Annotated in this window: 21 protein-coding genes and 1 rRNA gene; 7 read left to right on the top strand and 15 right to left on the bottom strand. The window is 47.8% G+C overall.

Translation table 11 applies throughout. The features are described 5' to 3' along the window. Positions 1-90, bottom strand: a 16S ribosomal RNA gene (locus tag W04_RS17700); the annotation flags it as partial. A 663-nt stretch (positions 91-753) separates the two neighbouring features. Here W04_RS17700 and W04_RS17705 point away from each other — a divergent pair. Next, positions 754-1,212 carry an RNA-binding protein gene (locus W04_RS17705; protein ID WP_022946134.1) on the top strand — a complete coding sequence of 153 codons (459 nt, stop codon included), beginning with the start codon at positions 754-756 and terminating at the stop codon, positions 1,210-1,212. A 26-nt stretch (positions 1,213-1,238) separates the two neighbouring features. Here W04_RS17705 and W04_RS17710 read toward each other — a convergent pair whose 3' ends face one another. From W04_RS17710 to W04_RS17720, 3 genes are read right to left on the bottom strand one after another with little or no spacing between them, the layout of a single operon-like run. Beyond that, positions 1,239-1,979, bottom strand: coding sequence for a phosphoadenylyl-sulfate reductase (locus tag W04_RS17710; RefSeq protein ID WP_053911806.1), 741 nt, complete (start codon positions 1,977-1,979; stop codon positions 1,239-1,241). Positions 1,980-2,004: 25 nt separating this feature from the next. After that, a complete protein-coding gene (gene cysI / locus W04_RS17715) occupies positions 2,005-3,723 on the bottom strand; it encodes an assimilatory sulfite reductase (NADPH) hemoprotein subunit (RefSeq protein WP_053911807.1) in 1,719 nt (572 codons plus the stop codon). 36 nt (positions 3,724-3,759) lie between these two features. Then, positions 3,760-5,571, bottom strand: a complete 1,812-nt coding sequence (locus W04_RS17720) for an assimilatory sulfite reductase (NADPH) flavoprotein subunit (RefSeq protein ID WP_053911808.1) — start codon at positions 5,569-5,571, stop codon at positions 3,760-3,762. 295 nt (positions 5,572-5,866) lie between these two features. On the opposite strand from W04_RS17720, the gene W04_RS17725 reads away from it, so the two are divergent. Further along, complete coding sequence (locus W04_RS17725) at positions 5,867-7,489, top strand: endonuclease (RefSeq protein WP_053911809.1); 1,623 nt, start codon at positions 5,867-5,869, stop codon at positions 7,487-7,489. Between the two features lie 53 nt (positions 7,490-7,542). Here W04_RS17725 and W04_RS17730 read toward each other — a convergent pair whose 3' ends face one another. Then, positions 7,543-7,926 (bottom strand): hypothetical protein, encoded by a 384-nt coding sequence (locus tag W04_RS17730; RefSeq protein ID WP_022946129.1) that lies wholly within the window; start codon positions 7,924-7,926, stop codon positions 7,543-7,545. 111 nt (positions 7,927-8,037) lie between these two features. Between W04_RS17730 and W04_RS17735 the strand changes: the two genes are divergently transcribed. After that, positions 8,038-8,745 carry a hypothetical protein gene (locus tag W04_RS17735; RefSeq protein ID WP_053911810.1) on the top strand — a complete coding sequence of 236 codons (708 nt, stop codon included), beginning with the start codon at positions 8,038-8,040 and terminating at the stop codon, positions 8,743-8,745. Between the two features lie 42 nt (positions 8,746-8,787). On the opposite strand, the gene W04_RS17740 is transcribed toward W04_RS17735, so the two are convergent. Then, positions 8,788-9,672 (bottom strand): LysR family transcriptional regulator, encoded by an 885-nt coding sequence (locus W04_RS17740; protein ID WP_053911839.1) that lies wholly within the window; start codon positions 9,670-9,672, stop codon positions 8,788-8,790. A gap of 120 nt (positions 9,673-9,792) precedes the next feature. On the opposite strand from W04_RS17740, the gene W04_RS17745 reads away from it, so the two are divergent. Beyond that, positions 9,793-10,362, top strand: a complete 570-nt coding sequence (locus W04_RS17745) for an NADPH-dependent FMN reductase (RefSeq protein WP_053911811.1) — start codon at positions 9,793-9,795, stop codon at positions 10,360-10,362. On the opposite strand, the gene W04_RS17750 is transcribed toward W04_RS17745, so the two are convergent. From W04_RS17750 to W04_RS17760, 3 genes are read right to left on the bottom strand one after another with little or no spacing between them, the layout of a single operon-like run. Continuing rightward, positions 10,346-10,852, bottom strand: a complete 507-nt coding sequence (locus W04_RS17750) for a YgjV family protein (protein WP_053911812.1) — start codon at positions 10,850-10,852, stop codon at positions 10,346-10,348. The two genes, W04_RS17745 and W04_RS17750, sit on opposite strands and share 17 nt — an antisense overlap. Before the next feature lie 55 nt (positions 10,853-10,907). Then, positions 10,908-11,471: a Crp/Fnr family transcriptional regulator gene (locus tag W04_RS17755; protein ID WP_053911813.1), complete on the bottom strand. Its 564-nt coding sequence runs from the start codon at positions 11,469-11,471 to the stop codon at positions 10,908-10,910. Between the two features lie 21 nt (positions 11,472-11,492). Then, positions 11,493-11,942 (bottom strand): TerB family tellurite resistance protein, encoded by a 450-nt coding sequence (locus W04_RS17760; RefSeq protein ID WP_053911814.1) that lies wholly within the window; start codon positions 11,940-11,942, stop codon positions 11,493-11,495. Between the two features lie 69 nt (positions 11,943-12,011). On the opposite strand from W04_RS17760, the gene W04_RS17765 reads away from it, so the two are divergent. Then, the gene (locus W04_RS17765) at positions 12,012-12,359 is read left to right on the top strand and encodes a hypothetical protein (protein ID WP_052698221.1); all 348 of its coding nucleotides are present in this window, start codon (positions 12,012-12,014) and stop codon (positions 12,357-12,359) included. Between the two features lie 10 nt (positions 12,360-12,369). Here W04_RS17765 and W04_RS17770 read toward each other — a convergent pair whose 3' ends face one another. The 6 genes from W04_RS17770 to fabR form a co-directional block, all read right to left on the bottom strand. After that, entirely contained in the window at positions 12,370-12,972 is a 603-nt protein-coding gene (locus tag W04_RS17770) for a hypothetical protein (protein WP_022946121.1), read from the bottom strand. A gap of 85 nt (positions 12,973-13,057) precedes the next feature. Continuing rightward, entirely contained in the window at positions 13,058-13,657 is a 600-nt protein-coding gene (gene leuD, locus W04_RS17775; protein WP_053911815.1) for a 3-isopropylmalate dehydratase small subunit, read from the bottom strand. After that, positions 13,654-15,057, bottom strand: coding sequence for a 3-isopropylmalate dehydratase large subunit (gene leuC / locus W04_RS17780; RefSeq protein ID WP_053911816.1), 1,404 nt, complete (start codon positions 15,055-15,057; stop codon positions 13,654-13,656). The genes leuD and leuC overlap by 4 nt, the downstream gene beginning before the upstream one ends. Before the next feature lie 20 nt (positions 15,058-15,077). After that, the gene (gene leuB, locus W04_RS17785) at positions 15,078-16,154 is read right to left on the bottom strand and encodes a 3-isopropylmalate dehydrogenase (protein WP_053911817.1); all 1,077 of its coding nucleotides are present in this window, start codon (positions 16,152-16,154) and stop codon (positions 15,078-15,080) included. Further along, a complete protein-coding gene (gene leuA, locus W04_RS17790; RefSeq protein ID WP_053911818.1) occupies positions 16,151-17,701 on the bottom strand; it encodes a 2-isopropylmalate synthase in 1,551 nt (516 codons plus the stop codon). The genes leuB and leuA overlap by 4 nt, the downstream gene beginning before the upstream one ends. A gap of 385 nt (positions 17,702-18,086) precedes the next feature. Further along, the gene (gene fabR, locus W04_RS17795) at positions 18,087-18,701 is read right to left on the bottom strand and encodes an HTH-type transcriptional repressor FabR (RefSeq protein ID WP_053911819.1); all 615 of its coding nucleotides are present in this window, start codon (positions 18,699-18,701) and stop codon (positions 18,087-18,089) included. Positions 18,702-18,812: 111 nt separating this feature from the next. Between fabR and W04_RS17800 the strand changes: the two genes are divergently transcribed. Then, the gene (locus tag W04_RS17800) at positions 18,813-19,943 is read left to right on the top strand and encodes a fatty acid desaturase (RefSeq protein ID WP_053911820.1); all 1,131 of its coding nucleotides are present in this window, start codon (positions 18,813-18,815) and stop codon (positions 19,941-19,943) included. A gap of 17 nt (positions 19,944-19,960) precedes the next feature. After that, positions 19,961-21,400, top strand: coding sequence for a Si-specific NAD(P)(+) transhydrogenase (gene sthA / locus W04_RS17805; RefSeq protein WP_053911821.1), 1,440 nt, complete (start codon positions 19,961-19,963; stop codon positions 21,398-21,400). Positions 21,401-21,477: the final 77 nt, after the last annotated feature.

Genomic DNA, 21,477 nt, shown 5'->3' on the forward strand with positions numbered 1-21,477 from the left:
GATGCAAGCACCTCTTCGTTTCCGCTCGACTTGCATGTGTTAGGCCTGCCGCCAGCGTTCAATCTGAGCCATGATCAAACTCTTCAATTAAAAGTTTTTTGAAGCCGAAGCTTCAGCTCAATGAATACTGATTTTGATTTCCCATCTATAAGAGATGAGATATCGAATTGACTGTGCTGCAACAAGTAAACTTGTTGCTGTTGGTCACTCAGCTTCTCTTTTGAGAAAACACATTGAGACTCTAAATTTGTTTGCGTCATCTAGCGAACTAGAATCGGCTGTTAGAACTCAATCTGTACGAGTGCCCACACAGATGATTGCTTCATATTTTTAAAGAACGTTTTAGGCTTTCGCCTCGGAAGCTTTGCTCCCGTTCAGGGCTGCGCATTCTACGCTTTCCTGATTTTGTGTCAACACTTAATTTTAAGTTTTTTAATTCGCTTTAAACTAAGTTTTATTTGACTCACCTGACTCATTGAAGTGCTTGTTTGTAAGCAGTCCGCCGTATCGGTGGATGCGCATTATAGGGGGATCGAAAATGAGATCAACACTTTTTTTAAAGATCTTTTCTGATCGCTCAATTTAGCAACAAAAATGTGTTTTTTGCTCATTTTTAATACATCTATACTGAGCTTGAGCAATAAAACCCGAAGTTTCCCGCTTTACTTGTTGCTATGTGTTGTAATGTCGTTAAGATAACACACTGCATTTTGTTAATTTTATGTTTATTCTATGTATATTTGGTAGATCACAATGACGTCACCTAATTTAAAAGCAATTATAATCTCAGTTTCTATCGCTGTTCTGGGTTTTCTTATACTGCAATTTGCAGTTCCTCAGCTGCAGCTTTCACCAGCCGTTACATTTGCGCTAGGCGCTATATTGGCGGGTTTCGCTCCCTTAGCTTTCAGCCAGTCACCGCAGCATGATGCGGTAGATGCCGATGTAACCGATACGAAAACACTCTATGTTGGTAACTTACCCTACCGTGCAAACGAGCATATGGTTAAGGAGTTATTTGAGCAACATGGCACTGTTTTCAGTGTTCGATTACTCAAAGATAAACACACAGGCAAGCGCCGAGGTTTTGGTTTTGTCGAAGTCGCATTGAAAGATGCGGATAAGATAATTGATAAACTGAATGACAATGAGTACCAAGAACGGACTCTGAAAGTTAGAGAAGCGAAGCAGAAGCAAGAAGGCAACGCATAAAATAAGAGGGCTTAAGCCCTCTTTTTTTATATTCCATCACCATCTATATGCAAACCACATTCTCGATTAAGGCCAAAGAAGCGCGTCTCCTCTTCGCTCATACCCGGCTCGAGTTTACGAGTAGTATGCACATCCCCCATCGAAACATAGCCTTGCTCCCACAAAGGGTGATACGGCAGAGCATGTTTAGTTAGATACTGGTATACATCACGGTTCGTCCACTCCAATATAGGATAAACCTTGACCGTACCGCGACTAATTTCAACCACATTTTTGTCCTGGCGAGTGCTCGACTGCTGACGACGTAAGCCACTGAACCAAGTACCGACTTCCAGCTCGTTCAATGCTCTGGTCATGGGCTCAACTTTGTTGATTTGGTTATAAAGCTTAATGCCAGCCTCTCCCTGCTCCCACAACTTACCATACTTAGCTTCTTGCCATGCGGGACTGATAGCTGCTTTATAGACTTTTAGATTAAGCTGTAAGCGCTCAGTCATCTGCTCTATAAACTGGTAGGTTTCTGGAAATAAGTACCCTGTATCAGTCAGCACTACGGGAATGTCGCGCTTTTGCGCCGTTAGCATATGCAGCATCACCGCCGCTTGAATACCAAAGCTGGAGGACAGCATGGGTGTGCTTGGCAAGTTATCCAGCGCCCATACAACACGTTGCTCTGGGGTTTTGTCCGCAAGTATTCCGTTGATATCGGCTAGCAAGCTTCGTTGCTGTTCTTTTTTAAGCGTTAAAATGTGCTTAAAATAACTCATGACTTGTCCTCATTCCCGCACTTAGTTATGCGTGGAAGTCTGTCTTTGATACTTTGACTTCAGTAACGATGCCTTGGCGAATAACAAAATCCCCAAACCCTTCGTCTTGCTCGCGTTCATTGGCCCAACGACCGATTAGCTCGTCTAGTGCTCCTAAGTAAGTCTCTTCGCCGACATTTTCGAGATACAACTTAGGAATACGTGTTCCTTCTCGGTTGCCCCCGAGATAGAAGTTATACTTACCCGGCCCTTTACCCACTAAACCAGCCTCGGCGAGCATGGCTCGACCACAACCATTGGGGCAACCAACCACGCGCAAAATAATGTGCTCATCGGCAACATTGTGCTTGGCTAGTAAGGCTTCCGTTTTTTCGATTAAACTCGGTAAATAACGTTCAGCTTCTGCCATCGCCAACGGACATGTGGGCAATGACACACAGGCCATAGACGCTTTGCGCTGCTCGCTATCAGCGTCGTCTATAAGGCCATGCTCACGCGCCAACTGTTCTATTGTGGCCTTTTGCTGTGCAGGTACACCGGCGATGATAAGGTTCTGGTTTGCAGTCATGCGGAAATCACCTTGGTGGATTTCTGCAATTTTTCGGCATCCTGTTTTTAAAGGCTTACCTGGAAAATCTAGGATACGGCCATTTTGAATAAACAAAGTAAGATGGTGTTTACCATCGATGCCCTCAACCCAACCAAAACGGTCACCACGATGAGTAAACTCATAGTCACGACTTGGTTCAAACTTGACGCCAGCGCGCTTTTCAACTTCCGCTTTAAAGGCATCGCTACCAAAGGTGTCTAAGGTGTATTTCGTTTTCGCGTTTTTACGATTTACGCGGTTACCCCAGTCACGCTGCACTGATACCACATGCTCTGCAATCGCTAAGGTGTGTTCTAAAGGCACAAAACCAAAGTCGTCTGCTTTACGCGGATAGGTATTCACGTCACCATGAGTCATGGCTAAGCCACCGCCCACAAGTACGTTGAAACCAATAAGCTTGCCATTTTCAGCAATCGCCACAAAGTTCAAATCATTGGCATGTACATCCACTTCATTATTTGGCGGAATAGTGACCGTAGTCTTAAACTTACGCGGCAGATAAGTAGACCCCAAAATAGGCTCTTCATCTGTGCTCTCTGACTTTTCACCATTAAGCCAAATTTCCGCGTATGCTCGGGTCTTTGGCAACAAATGCTCAGAGATCTTCGCTGCCCACTGATAAGCCTCTTGATGTAGCTCAGACTCAACAGGGTTTGTGGTGCACAACACGTTACGATTCACATCACCCGCAGTAGCGATAGAATCGATACCGACACTGTTGAGCATCTGGTGCATATCTTTGATGTTAGGTTTGAGCACGCCATGAAACTGGAAAGTTTGTCGCGTCGTCAAACGGATACTGCCGTACATGGTTTTTTCATCAGCAAATTTGTCGATGGCCAACCACTGTTGTGGCTTGATAATACCGCCTGGCATCCGCGCCCGCAGCATTACATTGTGCAGAGGCTCTAGCTTTTGTTTTGCCCGCTCTGGGCGAATATCGCGATCATCCTGCTGATACATGCCGTGAAAACGGATCAGCTGGAAGTTGTCAGCGTTAAAACCACCGGTGATCTGATCCTTAAGATCAGTTTCAATGGTGCCACGCAAAAAGTTACTTTGCGTTTTAAGACGCTCGTTGTCAGCAAACTTCGCCTCGGGGTCATGCTTGCTATTTGGCTTGTAGTCGCTCATATCAATTCCTACATTATTTGCGCTGACGGAGTGCGCTTAATAAACATCTTTTTGGTAACGGTTGGCGCTGCGTAAATCTTTAATGTACTGCTCAGCACTTTCGTCGTCTCTGTTGCCATGAGTTTTCACGACATCAATTAAAGCTTGATGAACATCTTTGGCCATACGGTTCGCATCACCACACACATACAAGTGAGCTCCTTGCTCTAGCCATGCGAAGAGTTGTTCACCCTGCTCACGCAGACGATCTTGGACATACACTTTTTCAGCCTGATCGCGACTCCAGGCAACATCAATGTTAGTGAGTAAACCCGATTTTAAATAACCCTGAATTTCGGTTTGATACAGAAAGTCTTGCGTAAAGTGTGGGTTACCAAAGAACAACCAGTTTTTACCTTGTGCGTCACGGGCTTCACGCTCTTGTAAAAACGCTCTAAATGGCGCAATGCCGGTGCCTGGACCAATCATAATGACTGGCGTGTTATCATCGCTTGGCAAACGGAAATTATCGTTATGCTCAGTGAATACGCGAACTTCACTGCCTTCTTCTGCAACACGACATAAGTAACCCGAGCAGCCGCCTAGGTGGTTCTCACCAAAGGCATCAAACTCAACGACACCAACGGTAAGGTGTACTTCGTCCTCAACCTCGCTTTGACTCGAGGCAATGGAATACAAACGCGGCTGCACCTTGCGCAAGCAATCAACCAACTCTTGAGCACCAATTTGTGCCGGATGCTGGAAAATCACATCAAAAGTTTGTCGCGCTTCAATGTATTCACGCATCGCCGCTTTATCTTCGATAAGGGCTAATAGCTCTGGTGTGTTTGTAGCTAAGGCATACTTTTCCACAAACCCTGGGTAAGACTGAGTGAGTTCTAACTTCTCTATTAACGCATCACGTAGGCTGAGACTCTCATCACCGAGCGTTATTTGCGTAGCACCATCCAGCTGCAAGAGTGACAATACTTTGTCGACCTTACTTTGCTCATTTAAGAAGTACACACCTAATGAATCACCTGGTGTGTAAGTAATATCCGACCCCTCTAAGGAGATCTCGATATGACGAACATCTTTGCTCGAGTCACGGCCGGTAATTTTCTGCACCGTCAGTAGTTCAGCTGCAAAGGGGTTTTTCTTATTGTACTGACTTGCCGCTGGGCTCGCAGCGCCAAATGGCATGCTCACCACATTTGCCTCACCGCCTTGTTGCGCTTTCAGCTCAGGCTCAAATGCATCTAGGGCTCCAGTAATCCAGCTCTCGCTTTGATCTTCATAGTCAACATCCAGATCAGCGCGTTGGTAAATGCTTTGCGCACCGAGCTTAACTAAGCGCTCTTCAAAATCTTTCGCCGTTTGACAGAAGAACTCATAGCTCGAGTCGCCTAACCCAAGCACCGCAATTTTAACGTCATCGAGCTTTGGCGCTTTTTTGGTGGTTAAAAATTCATGTAAGGCCTCAGCATCTTCTGGCGGCTCGCCTTCACCATAAGTAGAAACCACAATGCTAATAAATTTTTCTTTCTTTAATGCTGTAGGCTTGTAGTCCGCCATACTAACTAGTTTCGCGGCTAACCCTCTGCTTTGGGCTTGCTCTTTAAGTTGTGTGGCCACCGCTTTCGCGTTACCCGTTTGCGACCCGTAAAGGATCGTTAAAGCAGCAGCCTCAGTGGTAGCGGGCGCACTCACAGCTCCACCAGCCATGGCTGCAGTATTTGCGTTGGCAGCGAGATAACCACTGACCCACGCCTGCTGAATTGGATTAAGTTCAGCCACCAAACCTTGGAGCTTCTGCACCTGTTCAGGTGTAAGCGGGCTTGCAGCCGCATGCAGCTGGTTTAACAACATTTTAATTCCTCTGACCCATGAAAAACGCCACCATGTAAGTTTGCGGTGGCTGATTAAATTCGTACTACGTTGGCAACCCAAGTCACTTTTTTGGGTTTTTGTTAGCGTGAAGCATACCTATGAGCGACGCTTGGAAAAAAGAATAGAATCTGCTTTGTTATTCCATTTGGTTATGAAATTAGAATTTATCCAACAAAAACAATTTAACGGATCAACGACTATAGTTACCCTGTGTCACTTTGGGGTAATACTCCTTCGGCACAATTTATAACCAAAAGAATCAACAGGTATAACAATGAGAAATTTTTCACACAACATCGTGGCGCTCACGCTACTGTCAACGGCTAGTTTCGCTGTTCAAGCTCAGGTATTGGACAATGGTGGGTTTGAGGCTTGGAACGCAAATGTTCCTTCAGGGTGGAGCACGATCGATACTGGTATTGAAGTGAGTCAAGAGTCTGCCAATATATATGCTGGCAGCTATGGCGCCAAGGTGCGCGTAACCACTGGCTCACAAAGCAGTACAGACCTACGACAAAGTATTGATGTAAGTGCCGGCCAGCAATATCAATTTGCCGTTTGGGTTAAACATACCGAAGGCAACGTGCGTGCACGGCTATACGTTGATGGCTATCAAAACTACTCTAACCCAGCACAAACAAATCAATGGCAACAATTAAGCTATACCTATACTGCCACTAGCAGTGGTCAAATAGAGGTTGGCTTACGCTTTTATGATGTCAGTGGCTTTGATGGTAGTGAAGTGGTCTATATCGACGAATTTATTCCGAGCAACGGCCACAGTGAGCCACCAACAGGCTCTTGCAGTGAGCACTCTGTCACCTTAACTCTGCACACCGATAACTATGGCAGTGAAACGAGCTGGGAGCTGAGCCAACAAGGGGGCAACGTCGCCAATGGCAGTGGCTACCAATCTAACCAAGAATACAGTGAAGACATGTGCTTGGCCGATGGCGAATATACCTTCACCATTTTTGATAGCTATGGCGATGGGATATGTTGTGGACAAGGTTCTGGCTCTTATGAATTAAGCAATGGCAGCACCGTGCTAGCCAGTGGCGGGCAATTCACCTATTCGCAAGCCACATCTTTTACCCTCGGCGACAGCGACCCGGTAGATCCCCCTCCAGTCGACGGTTACTATAGCTCAGCTTCAGGGTTAAGCGGATATGCCTTAAAAACCGAACTACATAACCTCATCAGTAACCATGCCAATCAGGGTTATGGTGCCATTTGGGGTTTCTATGATCAGTACGCTCGAGACAGCTACTATGAGAATGACAACAGTATTCTCGATCGCTACTCAGAGCGTCCTTTAAGCACTGACTCACATAGCTTCATTAGCATCAACGACCAATGTGGCAGCTACAGTCGAGAGGGTGATTGCTACAATCGCGAGCATAGCTTTCCAAAGAGCTGGTTCGGTGGCAAGGTTGAGCCCATGAACTCAGACGTACACCATATTTTCGCATCTGACGGCTATGTAAATGCCAAACGTGGAAGTTATCCTTTTGGCGAGGTCGGCAGTGCTAGCTACACTTCCAGCAATGGTTCAAAATTAGGCGTCGCACGCAGTGGCCTAGGTTACAGTGGCACGGTGTTTGAGCCAATTGATGAATTCAAGGGCGACTTTGCACGTGCCCATTTTTACATGGCAACACGCTATCAAGACCGTATTGCCGGCTGGAAGAACAATTCGACCTATGGCAGTGCCGTGCTTGATGGCAGCAGCAATCAAGTATTCAGCTCATGGGCACTGACGATGTTATTGCAGTGGCATCAACAAGACCCAGTCTCTCAAGCGGAAATAGACCGCAATAACGGCGCTTACAACCATCAAGGCAATCGGAACCCTTATATCGATCATCCCGAGTTTGCAGCCCTGATTTGGCAATAGTCGTTCACAACTAAAAAGGCGCCAATTGGCGCCTTTTTACACTTTAAATGACTTTAATCTTGTTCTAAGCCGTACAGCGTAATCTCAATACCTGCACCAATAGCAGAAATACGAAGTAAAGTATCGGCGCTAATGGCTTCATTAAAACATTTAGGCGAGTGACCAGAGCTAAAGCCCAAATCAAACGTACGACGCGAGCAGCTCAGCCATTGTTTAAGTCCGGCTTTAGAACATGACTCAATCAGCTCGCACAATTCATTGATGGCTTTATCTGGGCTCGGGCTATCGACGTTAGCCTCAATGCGCGCGAGCTGGCGTGTTTCGTCTTTGTCATAGTGCAAAACAATGGCGCTTTTGTCTAAATCAGCGACTAGCGCGCTAATATCATGTTGTGACTCCAGCTCAAGATCCACATTAAGAAATTGAATATCTGCCATGCACCGTTCCTATTATCCACGCACTAGTTATTAACTGCGTCATTGTGTCACATTGACCGCCAATAACAAGAGCGTAAACTGAGTTACACCTGCCACAAAGACAACAACAATATGAATAAACGTCTTTTCAAGCACAGCCGAACATTACACAAATGGGCTGGATACGCACTTGTGTTGCAATTATTTGCTTGGCTCATGGGTGGCCTTGTAATGAGCGCACTGCCGCTCGACAAGGTACATGGTAAGCATTTGGCAAAACGCACGCTAGGGAACCCCTTTTCCAGTAGCGACTATACCGCCTCCTTGGATAACATTCGCATGCAGATGCCCTCATTGAGGCAGCTACAATTTACTCACCGCCTCAACCAAGCGATCATTATCGCGGTAGATGACAAACAAAAGCGTGTCTTTAATGCCCAAACAGGCCAGCTATCTGAAGCTCTAAACCAGGCTCAGGCTAAACGCATCGCCCATGAACACTACCTTGGCGAGGGTGAGGTTAGCCACGCGAAGCACCTCGCCACTGGGCCACAGGAGATTGGCTACTGTCAAAATGTGTGGCGTATTGAGTTCGATGACTGGTGTGCAACAACGCTATATTTAGACGCGCACAGTGGCCAGTTTATTACTGTTCGCTCAACTATTTGGCGCATTTTCGATTTCTTCTGGATGCTGCACATTATGGATTACCAAGAGCGCAAAGATTTCAACAACCCGCTGCTGATAAGCTTTGCAGCTGCCTCTGTGTTATTTGCTATCACAGGAGGTGTGTTGTTGCTGCAAAACCCACCTTGGCGACGGCGGAAAAAGCGCAGCTAATGTCTAAAGGGCGATGCCTCAAAGGTGAGCACACCGCCAGTGCTATTTACGAAAGTGTTGCTTCAATAATTGCGCGAAGGCTTGGACCTTAGCACTGCGATGCACTTGATGGTGAGTCACCAACCAAATATCACTGTGCCAGCTTAACTCACTGCCAAGCACAGGCTTTAGCTGTGGGTATAAAACTGCCACTTCTCTTTGCATCCCGCCAATCCCTAGGCCGCTGGCAATCGCCCGATTGGCATCAGATGTTTCTGACACCCGCAAGGTGATCTGCTCACCCGGTATATGCTCATCCACCCAAGCAAAATAAGGGACTCGACTATTGAACCCGGCCACACCAGATATGAAATGATGCTGTTGCAACTGGGCCATGGACTGTGGTTCACCGGTGCGAGCCAAATAACGTTCGTGAGCGTACAACCCTGCCTCGATAGTACTGAGGTGTTGGGCAATATAATCGCCCTCATCCGGGCGCGGACCAGCACGCACAGCAATGTGGGCTTGGCCATGATCGAGGCGCAAGCGCTTTTGATCCAACAGCACTTCTAATTGCACCTGGGGGTGCAGTGTTTGAAACTGCTCACATACCGGTGCCAACACATCGATAAAGCCGCTTACTGTTGTTAGCAGTAACGAGCCAGACAAAGTCGTGTCTGCAGCCATAATATCGTTGTGTAATAACTCTAACTGCTCGTTGATTTGCTCTGCACTTGCAAACAGTTTGGCACCGGTTTCTGTCATGGAGTAACCTCGAGCATGGCGGTGAAACAATCGCGCATTCAAACTTTGCTCGAGATGATTAATGCGTCTTAGCACTGTGCTATGGTGCACACCTAAGGCTTCGGCCGCTGAGGTAAGAGTCCCTCTTCTGGCAACTTCAAATGCTACTTTGATATCCTGCCAGTCGTTAAATTCTATCGCCATGGTTGCATTCTCTGTGTATATACGCACATAAGCTTTGCGTTTTTTGCGCTTTTTTGCAAGTCTGATTTTGGCTAAAGTACGTACTAACACAGACCAACTTACAGCATTAGGATATTCACTATGGCAACAGCAAAAATTATCGCCCTCGCAGGCAGCCTTCGTAAAAATAGTTTCAATCAGGCAGTGATCAATCATGCCGCACAATTGGCGCAACAGCAGGGCAGCGAAGTCGAAGTAATTTCTTTGGCGGAGTTAAACTTGCCCATGTTTGATGAGGACATTGAAGCGCAAGGTGTACCAAGCAGTGCGCAACAACTAAAAGATAAATTGCGTTCAGCGGATGCTATTTTACTTGCTAGCCCGGAATACAATGGCTCAATCACAGCGGTATTAAAAAACGCCATAGACTGGGCATCACGTACTGAAGCCGGTGCGACGCCCGCATTTCGTAACAAGGTGGTAGCGTTATTCGCAGCGTCTCCTGGCGGACTCGGTGGCCTACGCGGCTTAAATCACGTGCGTGACATCCTCAGTGGCATTGGCGCATTAGTGCTTGGTGACCAGCTCGCTATTGCTGGTATCCACGGCTTTGTCAACGACCAAGGAGAGCTGACCGACAGCGCCACCAGCGAGAAAATAGCCGGGCTTACGTCACAACTTATCGACGTAACGTCTAAGTTGAAAAGCTAAAAAGCTGCCGGCGATAGCGATATAACGCAACGACGTTGCTGCTTACAAACAAGCCCTCAAGTAACGCAGCCATAGGGGAGCCTGCAGCAACGCCATACGCTAGCCAACAACCACTACCCAAGAGCATCAGTAAACGCATCGTCAATTGCCGGCGCTGAAATGCAGCGCAGGTTTGTATACAACTTCCCGCCAAAGCCCACAGCGAAATAGGCGACTGCCATACAAATAAAGTTGCCAGTATCGACAGAGCTATAAATATCACCATTAGCCGCCGCTGTTGATAATGAATACTGAGCGCAAAGCGCAAAGACGCCAGCAGCATCAGGATGGCGCCGCTGTACTGAGTTAATAAAACATAATGGCCACTGGTCAGAGCCGTAGATAGCACCAGGCATATTAGGACACTACGCCTTTGTGGTAATTGAAACGATACTAAATCGCAGACAATAGCGATAGCAACCAGTAGCTGAGATAACCAAAACCAATCCATACTCCCTCCACTGCCGGAGTATGCCGAGTATAGGCTGGGGCCGCCTTAACCTTTGTTAATTCAATCCTAAACGAGCGCGTATCCGCGACAGACTCACGGCACTAATCCCTAAATATTTGGCCACTTGCGTAAGCGATAATTGCGCCAACCAGTGTGGTCGGTGGGTTAATAAAAACTGGTAACGCTGCTGTGGACTTTGCAGCAACAGGAAGGCTTCTTTAGACTCTTTAAATAATACTTGTTGCTGTAGCAAAGCCATAGTTAATGAGTGCCACCGAGGCTGTGCCAGCTCTGCCAGGGGCACACGCAACAAGCGGCTGGGTTTGAGTACCTCTAAGCTGTAGTTTGCAGGCTGTTGAGTGATCCAGGCGCTGTACATAAAGGCCAATTCACCCTGAAAATAGAACTCTTTATAATGTTGTTGTCCTTGCTCATCGAGATACGCGGCAACTAACACCCCGGATTGTACAAAGTATGCGTAACGCTGCTGTTGTTGCTGTTCGAGCAATACATCATGAGTGTTCATCTCTAAACTTTTGATAGCATTACTGTGAGCGAGTAACTGTTGCAGTTGCTCACTCACAACTTGACTGGCCTGCCCTAATTGCTGATAAGCCAAGGCACAAGCCTCTGCAACTGGTTAACTTTGCACATTTGTCGCTGCCAACTTTGCTTGAATAAAATCATTGTGAGTTACATAGAGTAAATCAGCTACACGGCGAATAACATGCTCTTCATGCTTATCTAATTGACCATCTGCATAGGCCAATCGCCATAACAACTCGATAATCTCAATACGCTCTTGTGCATTGGTATTGTCATTTATCTGCTTAGAAAAACGGAAGTAATCAATGGCTTCATCAAGGTCTTGACTGGCCGCTGTGATTAAGTTGTTTACTTCTTCCTCGCCTAAATCAAAGTATTTCTGTAACAGCACGACCATGGCTTTGCGCTCATCTTCTTGTAGTTCGTTATCGGCACGCATAACCTCAACCAGTAGCGCTGCGACTGAGGTTTTAAAATCAGGCGAGTCATCTTGCTGTGGCTGTGACTGTAAAGAATTAAAGAACCGTTTTAAATTATTGAGCATGGCACGCCTCCCGCTTGGTGTTACACTCACTGTAAAGGATACTCCCAGTACACACAACAAGGGTTGTTTATGTCGTCATATCGCTATGCTTTTCTGCTTTTCATGGTCGCAATGAACTGGGGATGTAGCTACACTCCTGCGCCTATTGGTGAGCAAGAAAAGTTCTATGACTTTGATAATAAAGTGCATTACTACCAAACTAGGTTAAGTAAAAAGCGCTATCGTCTGGAAGTGGTTGAGGATGGCTACCAACAGTTCACCAACCAGAGTGTGTTTTTATTACGTCACAGCGCTCAGTTGTGTAATGATTCCACCTTCTCTTTGCGCATCACCCAAGGTGTGCAAGACTATGAACGCTTCCCTACTCACCCGCGAGGTTATGAGCCCAACTTGGTTGCTGAGCTCATTTGTGAGTAGCCCTGCGCAATTAGTCTTTATACCCCCAAGGGGCCTTTGGCGGGGTAATGGGCTGGGTCAAATCAAAATCAACGCGAAACTCTCGTCCCTGGCGCACTAGCCGATAAGTAAACTGCTCTGGGTAAATATACATTTGCCAAGTATTACCCACTGACTGTGGGATCCCTTGCTGTACAAATAACTCTTTGGAGTACTGATCGGCCGGGAATGACTGCATGGTGGCATAACCGGCATCCACGGTATGGCCGCCGTACATAGTCGAGACGTCATCGCTGCCATCCTTATGGCGATGGTCATGCTTTAAGCTTAAGCCACTGCCCGTTTTAGTAATAATCCAGGTGCGCGAGGCATCATCACCGACATGAAACGGCACTTGTAACTCGCGCTCTGTACAACGGCGTACGTGCATGACCAGCTTTGCCTCGCTGAAGCTACTTGGTCCAGCGTTATCAACCGTCACCTTTCCTTGATAGGCTTTACCACAATGGGCTTTGATATTATTAAAAAAGGCATCGTGGGAAGGGATTGAGACCAAAGGCGCAGGGCGCGCTTGCGCACCAGTGGCAACAGCGCCTATCACAGATAACGCCGCACACGTAATCGCTAATTTCATGCTGAGTTCCAAGTAAAGTAAAAGCGCCAATATAGCGCTTTCACTGTTGCTTTCCTACTTTTTACGTTGAAGTACTAGCGGCCATTCACTGCCAGGGGCGCTGCGCCTTTAGCTGCTGCTCAAAGGCTTCAATTTGGGCATTATATTGCTCAGTCACACCGATAAAATCCAGGCCACTTAACAACCGCTCTTTAACGTCTGCCCGCACCGAGAAAGTAATCGGCGCAAAGCGCGAGCTGCGCAGTTGCTGATTCGCCAAGTCCACCTCAATATGCAGTGCTTGCTCAGACTCACACAGTGCAAATAAGGCATCCAGCTGCGCGCTCGCCAAGGCGATGGTCAACATTTGGTTATTAGCACAGTTATTAAAGAAGATATCAGCAAAGCTCTCGGCAATGATCACCGAAAACCCATATTGCTTCAGTGCCCAGGGGGCGTGCTCCCGTGACGAACCACAACCAAAATTATCACGGCTAAGAAGAATACTGGCCCCTTGGTATTGCGGGTAATTAAGCACAAACTCTGGATCGGGTTGGCCATCGCCAAGGTAACGCCAATCGTAAAACAGCGCTTTATCGAACCCATCTCGACTGGTGGAGGTTAAAAATTGCTTGGGGATAATTTGGTCGGTGTCGACATTATTCTTATCCAACGGGGCCACTAGCCCCTGATGAAAACAGCTCATTGTGCCTCTCCTTGAATATCAGTAAAGCGCCCAGTTATTGCGGCAGCAGCGGCCATCGCCGGACTCACCAAGTGGGTGCGCCCGCCCCGCCCTTGGCGTCCTTCAAAATTACGGTTGGAGGTCGACGCACAACGCTTGCCCGGAGCAAGTCGGTCATCATTCATAGCTAAACACATGGAACATCCAGGCTCTCGCCATTCAAAGCCTGCGGCTTTGAAAATATCCGCTAAGCCTTCTTCCTCAGCCTGCTGTTTTACCAGTCCTGAACCGGGCACAATTAACGCTTCTATGTCTTTGGCTACCTGCTGACCGGCGACCACCGCAGCGGCCGCACGCAAGTCCTCGATGCGGCTGTTGGTACATGAGCCAATAAACACCGTATCGACACAGATATCACTGATCTTTTGCCCAGGTCGCAAATCCATATACTTTAAGGCACTGCGAATAGCATCAGCCTTTATCAAATCTGTTTCTTTATCCGGATCGGGAATAACCTCATCCACACCCAGCACTTGCTCTGGACTGGTACCCCAGGTGACTTGTGGCTGCACCTGCTGAGCATCAATGTCGATGATCTTATCGAAGTGCGCATCAGCATCCGAGTGCAATGTGCGCCAATAGGCAACGGCCTTGTCAAAGTCTTCACCTTGCGGGGCAAAAGGCCGCCCCTTAATATACTCATAGGTGGTTTCATCGGGGGCTATAAGTCCTGCTTTGGCCCCCATTTCAATGCTCATATTGCACAGCGTCATACGCGATTCCATCGACAAAGCGCTAATTGCCTCGCCACAGAACTCGGCAACGTAACCGGTGCCACCCGCCGTTCCTAAGCGGCCGATTATGGCCATAATTAAGTCTTTCGCTGTTGCCGTGCTTCGCAGTTTGCCATGAACATGAATTTTTAAAGACTTCGCCTTTTTTTGCTGCAATGTCTGGGTGGCAAGCACATGCTCAACCTCGGACGTGCCAATACCGTGAGCCAACGCCCCAAACGCACCATGCGTGGAGGTATGGCTATCACCACAAACAATGGTGGTCCCGGGCAGCGTGATCCCCTGCTCGGGACCCATCACATGTACAATGCCCTGGTTAATGGAGTTGAGGTCGTACAATCTAATGCCGAATTCATCACAATTTGCCTGCAATGCCAGTAACTGGTTACGCGAGACAGTACTTGCAGCATCCAAAGAGCGAGATTTGGTCGAGACGTTGTGATCCATGGTTGCGAAGGTTTTCTCTGGACAACGTACGGTGCGATTTTTCTCGCGCAATCCGGCAAAGGCTTGAGGTGAGGTGACCTCATGCACAAGATGACGGTCTATGTACAGTAAGTCGGTTTGTTCATTTAGGCTGGCGACGCAATGAGCCTGCCAAATTTTATCGTATAACGTGTATGCCACTTGCTACATCCTTTTACTTGTTAAATGCGCTCGACGATGGCTGCCGCTACATCGCGCGTGGTATAGCCCGCACCGGGAAAGATATCTGGCGTGCCAACCCCTGCAGCTACGGCTTCGGCTACGGCTTTCTCAATACGCCGTGCGGCCTCGTCTTGCGCCAATGAGTAGCGCAACATCAATGCCGCACTGAGTATTTGCGCAATGGGATTAGCGACCCCTTTACCGGCAATATCTGGCGCCGAGCCGCCGGCAGGTTCATATAAACCGAAGCCGGATTGATTAAGACTAGCCGAGGGCAACAGCCCCATAGAGCCGGTGATCATGGCGCACTCATCGGACAAAATATCGCCAAACAAATTGTCACACAGCAGCACGTCAAACTGGCTCGGCTGCTTCACGAGTTGCATCGCGGCATTATCAATATAGATGTGATCAAGCGTGACATCTGGGTAATCCTTACTTACGTCATTCACTACCTCTCGCCACAACACACTGGTAGCCAAGACATTGGCCTTATCCACCGAGGTAACATGATTATGGCGCAACCGCGCCGCTTCAAAAGCAAACCGAGCAATGCGCTCAATTTCACTACGAGCATAGGTTTGCGTATCAAACGCAGCTTCGTGCTGCCCTTCACCACTGCGTCCTTTCTCTCCGAAATAAATTCCGCCTGTTAACTCGCGTACACAGAGTATATCGAAACCATGAGCGCTAATATCTTGGCGTAGCGGAGAGGAGGTGCTCAGTGCAGGTAATAATTGCGCCGGGCGTAAATTACAAAATAACCCAAAGTGTTTGCGTAGCGGCAATAATGACGCCCGCTCCGGCTGTTGCTCCGGGGGGAGGTTTTCCCATTTTGGTCCCCCTACGGCGCCAAACAGTATCGCGTCAGCGGTTTCACATGCCGCCAGCGTTTGCTCCGGCAGCGCAACACCAAACTCATCAATGGCGCCGCCGCCAACGGCGTGATGATGCAGGTTAAGGCTAAAGCCAAATTCGCGACTGCATGCCGCTAGTACCATTTCTGCTGCGGCCATCACTTCTGGACCAATGCCATCGCCGGGTAATACGGCGATACTGTAACTGTTTTGACTCATCCTGCTTTCCTTTGTTGCTGCTTTAAGCTCGACACTTGCTGTGCTCGATGAATAATGTTGTAAACGCGGATCATGGCACGTACCGACGCTTCGACGATGTCGGCGGCAAGCCCCGCGCCGTGGTAAGTACGCCCCTGATATTGGGCAATAATGTCAACCTGACCCAAGGAGCTAGCTCCTTGCCCGGTGGCATCTAAGTTGTATTCAATCACCTCCACCGCCATGCCGGTTAGTCGGGCTATGGCAGCAAAAGACGCTTCTACCGGGCCGTTGCCCGTGGCCGCTTCTTGACGCTGTTCACCGGCAATGCTCAAGCCGATGGTCGAACTGGCGACTGATTGTGAGTTCGACGCGGAATTAACAAACTGCAACTGGTAATAATCGTCTTTATCGGTGATTTGATTGAAATAAATAATGGCTTCAAGGTCGTAGTCGTATACCGTGCCTTTTTGATCGGCTAGCTCCAAAAAGCTGGCGTATAAGCTATCCATATCGTAGTCACCGCCTTGATAACCTAGTTCACTCAAGCGATGTTCAATAACATGACGGCCCGAGCGCGAGGTCATATTCAGTTGATTATTGGGCACTCCAACACTCTCTGGCGACATGATTTCATAAGTATTCTGCGCCTTGAGTACACCGTCTTGGTGAATACCTGAGCTGTGGGCAAAGGCATTTTCGCCGACAATGGCCTTGTTCGGCTGCACTGGCATATTGCAGATCTTAGCGACCTGACGCGACGCCCGATATATCTCTTCACTGCGAATATCGCTGTGCACTTGCAAATGGTCTTGGCGCATTTTCATGATCATCGCCACTTCCTCTAACGAGCAATTTCCAGCGCGCTCACCAATGCCATTAATGGTGCATTCGATTTGTCGTGCTCCCGCTTGCACAGCGGCAATAGAGTTGGCTACCGCTAAGCCTAAATCATTATGGCAATGCACACTTAAGCGTGCTTGATCAATATTGCTGACATGCGTTTTGAGATAACGGATCATGGCAGCGTATTCATCTGGAGTAACATAGCCGACCGTGTCAGGCAGATTGATAGTGCTGGCGCCTGCGGCAATAGCGCGCTCGACGACATAACATAAATCATCATGGGGTGTGCGCCCGGCATCTTCGCAGGAAAACTCAACGTCATCAGTGTATTGACGGGCTTGGCTAATTGCCTGCACCGCCATGTCGGTGGCCTCGGCGAGCGTCATGCGTAACTTATGTTCTAGGTGCAGTGGACTGGTGGCGATGAAGGTATGTATGCGGGCTCGCTGCGCGCCCTTCAGCGCCTCCCCGCATGCTTCAATGTCTTTGCTCACTGCTCGTGCTAAGCCACAAATAATGGGCCCTTGCACCTCATTAGCAATACGCTGGACGGCACGGAAATCAGCGGGGCTGGACACCGGGAAACCAACTTCCATCACATCCACGTTAAGGCGACTGATTGCATGAGCCAGTTGCAGTTTGTCGTCTTCCGTCAAACTTGCTTTCAATGCTTGCTCACCATCGCGAAGGGTGGTGTCAAATATCCATACCTTGTCTTGCATACTCAGTCCTCTAAAAGATTACCGCCAGAAATAAAAAACCCCGCTCGGGAGGGCGGGGTTGTGTTCGCTTCGTATTACTAACAATCAATACATCACGCCCCGCTATAGCTCACAAGGAGTAGCAGGTTTAGGAGCAATGTAATGAATTGATTGGTGCGCATAATTGAGCATCGCTGTTAGTAAGATGGCTATTTTTTAACACTAAGAGAACAACGGGGCAAGCATAAAAATTCCAAAAATCGCTGCACAAACCCGCAGATAAAGGAATTAAAATTCAATAAATAGAGATAAAGCGAATTAAAGTAGCCAATTAGATACTAAGAGGACAAAGAAGGCGCTCAAAAAACAGAAATGGCGCCAAGGTTATTTTATTTTCCAAAAGCGTTTATTTGTTCGCTTTTTGTGCATAGTGGTTGCCGCCATGAGAAATATAACGCAGCTGCCAAATCAACCGCTCTATTAACTCCTCACGCGACTGCCCTTCTAGGTCAAGCGCTTCAGCGCCAGATGTGAACACTATGGTGACCATGGCTTCGGCTTGCATGTGGGCGTGCGAGGCATCACAGCGCGTCTCGCTTTCCAAATAATGCGCTAATTCGAGGATAAAATGCTTAATTTCTCGGGCCACGGCGGCACGAAACGCTTTTGAGGTGCCTGAGCGCTCGCGCAATAGCAGTCGAAACTGATTCGGTTGATTATCGATAAACTCCAAAAAGGTCAGTACCGATGTGGAAATGACGCTGCCACCACTGGCTATTCGTCGCCGAGCTTGGCGCATAAGCTGACGCAAAGTCAGGCCTGCCTCGTCGACCATAGTTAAGCCCAGCTCATTCATATCTTTAAAGTGGCGGTAGAAAGAAGTGGGAGCAATCCCCGCCTCGCGCGCGACTTCACGCAAGCTCAAGTTGGAAAAGCTATGTTCAGCACTGAGCTGATTGAATGCTGCTTCTATCAGAGCTTGACGAGTTTTTAGTTTTTGCTGGGCGCGAACTCCGGCCATCTTTGCCACCTAAGCAGTTAAAAACTTAAGTCTAATACTTGACGCTAAAGGATTGAACCTCTATTTTAGCGTACAGTTGTACGCTGAGATTATTTATAGAATAGTTATAGAATGAAAAAACCACCTATTTTGTGGGTCAATGTGCTGTTTTTTAGCCTGTCATTTTTGGCCGCCATTACGTTAGTTCCTTGGTATGGAATCACCTACGGATACACAAGCGCGCACTGGATTGCCTTTATTGCCTGTATGTTTTATGCCGGGCTGTCAATCACGGCTGGATATCATCGCTTATGGGCGCACAAAGCCTATGAGGCACACCCTGTTATCGAAGTGATTTTCGCACTCGGCGGGGCCTTCGCACTACAAAACAGTGCGTTGCATTGGAGTAGCGATCACCGCGTACACCACGGCCAAGTCGACGATCCTATAAAAGATCCCTACGCCGCCACGCGCGGATTCTGGTACAGCCATATCGGCTGGATGCTCAGAGACTATCAGGGTGAACAATACAGTAACTACAACAACGCCCGTGACTTACAGCGTAATAAAATAGTGATGTGGCAGCATCGCCATTATATGAAGTTGGTATGGGCGATGAACCTCGGCCTACCACTGCTATTAGGGCTGATCTTTGGTAACGTGCTAGGCATGATGTTACTTGCGGGCTTACTGCGCCTGGTACTATCACAACACTTTACGTTTTTTATTAATTCTTTGGCGCATATTTGGGGTTCACGCCCGTACACCGAAAAAAACACCGCCCGTGATAATGGTTTCTTGGCGCTGTTAACTTATGGTGAGGGCTATCATAATTTTCACCATATTTTCGCCAGCGACTATCGCAATGGCATTCGTTGGTGGCATTATGACCCGACCAAGTGGCTGATCCGCGCCTGCTCATGGGTCGGCTTAGCGAAAAAGCTAAAGCGCACACCGGTAGAGCGCATTGAGCGCGCAAAAGCACAAACCTTAATGAGCCGTACCCAAGGTAAACTGGCAGCCATTGAAAGTGCTCAGGAAAAACTGGTTTTGCTTCAAAGCGAGTATGATGTACTGTTGAAGAAACTTCAGCATTTTTGCCAAGTGCAAAAACAAGTACTTGAAGCAAAGCGCGATTCAGTGCTGCAACAATGCGAAAAATCCGCTTTAATGAAGCAATACCATGAATTAGAAGATGCCTGGCAAGCGCAAAAACAAGCTTGGTTAGCCCTCAACGCCCGCTTGCTTAAGGCTCATTGTTAATGCCCTAAGGAGTCACCGTGGCAAAGCAAACAGCAAGCAAAAAACAGCAACCTAAAGCAGAGGCATCGTATCAGTACGATGCCATTATCATTGGCACCGGTCCTGGCGGTGAAGGAACCGCCATGAATCTTGCGAAAAGCCATAAGAAGGTTGCTGTCATTGAACGTCAGCAAGCCGTAGGCGGTGGCTGTGTGCACTGGGGAACTATTCCTTCAAAGGCCTTGCGACACTCAGTGAGTCGCTATATTGAGTACAAAGCAAATCCGCTATTCAATATCACCGAGCGCCCTGGGCGTATTACCTTTGCCGACATCTTGAATCATACCAGTTCAGTGATCTCTAAACAGTCAAGTTTACGCAGCAGCTTTTACGAGCGTAACCGCATTGACTTGTTTCAAGGGGAAGCCAGTTTCGTTGATAAAACAACGGTGAACGTGCAGCATCAAGATGGTTCGTTTGAACGCTTGAGCGCGCCTATTATTGTAATCGCCACGGGCTCGCGCCCTTACCGCCCTAAAGAAATTGATTTTAACCATCCTCGGGTATTCGACAGCGATACCATTTTAAGCCTCAAAGATGATCCTCAGCGCATTCTTATTTATGGTGCCGGCGTGATTGGCTGTGAGTACGCATCTATTTTTAAAGGTTTGGGCATGAAGGTGGACTTGGTCAACACTCGCGACCGTTTGCTAGCCTTTATGGATGATGAAATATCCGACGCTCTAAGTTATCACTTTTGGAACAGTGGCATCTTCATTCGCCATAATGAGGAATTCGACCACGTCGAGACCAAAGACGATGGCATTATCATGCATATGAAATCAGGCAAACGCGTCAAAGCCGACTGCTTATTATTTGCCAACGGCCGTACCGGTAATACCGATACCCTAAACTTGCAAGCCATTGGCCTTAAAGCCGACGGTCGTGGTCAGCTGAAAGTCAACGAGAGCTACCAAACCGAAGTCGATAATGTTTACGCCGTTGGTGATGTGATTGGTTACCCAAGCCTAGCCAGTGCGGCTTTTGATCAAGGCCGTATTTGCGCCGATGCCATTGTTCAAGGTGAGTGCAAAGAAAAGCTAATTATTGATATTCCTGCCGGGATTTATACCATCCCAGAGATGAGTTCAGTGGGTAAAACAGAGCAACAACTTACCGCCGCAAAAATTCCTTACGAGGTAGGTCGCGCCCAATTTAAACACCTAGCTCGAGCGCAAATCGCTGGCACCGACGTCGGTAGTTTAAAAATTCTTTTCCATAGTGAGACTAAAGAGGTACTGGGTGTGCATTGCTTCGGCGAACGCGCCTCAGAAATTGTCCACATCGGCCAAGCCATTATGGAGCAAAAAGGTAGTGGCAATAATGTCGAATACTTTGTTAACACCACTTTCAACTATCCTACGATGGCCGAGGCCTACCGAGTTGCAGCCCTGAACGGGCTAAACCGTTTGGTTTGATACACATCATATATAACTGAAAAAATGGGCATTGTGCCCATTTTTTCTATAAGAGCTCTTGTTCGCCTGTAAAATTA

The sequence above is a fragment of the Pseudoalteromonas sp. SW0106-04 genome (assembly GCF_001293805.1).
In the GTDB taxonomy this organism is placed as follows: domain Bacteria; phylum Pseudomonadota; class Gammaproteobacteria; order Enterobacterales; family Alteromonadaceae; genus Pseudoalteromonas; species Pseudoalteromonas ruthenica.